2 protein-coding genes are annotated in these 831 nt (G+C 68.5%); both read left to right on the top strand.

Annotation, left to right across the window (positions count from 1 at the left end):
• The coding region (locus JCM19049_RS16050; protein WP_279403418.1) for a universal stress protein at window positions 1-199 on the top strand (199 nt) is incomplete at its 5' end.
• A 62-nt stretch (window positions 200-261) separates the two neighbouring features.
• On the top strand, window positions 262-831 hold a 570-nt coding region (locus JCM19049_RS16055; protein ID WP_054822048.1), incomplete at its 3' end, for a LysR family transcriptional regulator substrate-binding protein.

Here is an 831-nt window from a genome sequence, read left to right on the forward strand (position 1 = left end):
CCGAGCCAACGTCTCCGCCGCCGCCGGACACGGCAAGCCTGCCGAGGTGCTGATCTCCGAGGCCAACTCCCGCAACGCCTCGATGATCGTGGTCGGCAACGTCGGCATGCGCGGCCTGGGCCGCGTGCTGGGTTCGGTCGCCTCCTCGGTCGCCCACTCGGCACCGTGCGATGTGCTGGTTGTGAAGACCGACAAGTAGGACACTGCGCGCCGCAGATGCGTGGCCACCGGGATCCGGCGGCCACGCATTAGTCTTTAAGCGTGCAACAGCTACGCATTACCTACGCCGCCGGGGTGGTTCCGGGCAAATGGATTGACCGTTTCGCCCAGCGCTACCCGCAGATCGAGCTCAGCGCCCGGCGCCACGACGCCGGGCCGATCCTGGAGGAACTGTCCGCCGGGCGCGCCGATGTGGTGTTCGTGCGCTACGCCCCCGGGCAGTCGCCTAAGGACGAGACCCGCCACGTGATCCCGCTCTACCAGGAGCTGGAGGTGGTGTGCGCCGCCCGTGAGCACGACGTGGAGTACTACGACGAGAGCATTCCGGCCGCCGAGGTGGAAAAGTTTGCGCTGCTGGACCTGGCGGACTACCTGCCCGAGCGCGGCGGGGTGGAGATGGCGCTGGAGGTGGTGGCCAGTGGCGCGTTCGTGGCCCGCATGCCGATGAGCCTGGCCCGGCTGCACGCCCGCAAGGACGTCATCCACCGCGTGATCGAGGACGGGCAACCCACCCAGATCGGCATTAGCTGGCCGGTGGACGCGGCGAATCTTGAGATCGTGGAGGAGTTCATCGGGGTGGTGCGCGGGCGCAGCGCCACCAGTTCCCGGCAG

The sequence above is a fragment of the Arthrobacter sp. JCM 19049 genome (assembly GCF_001310435.1).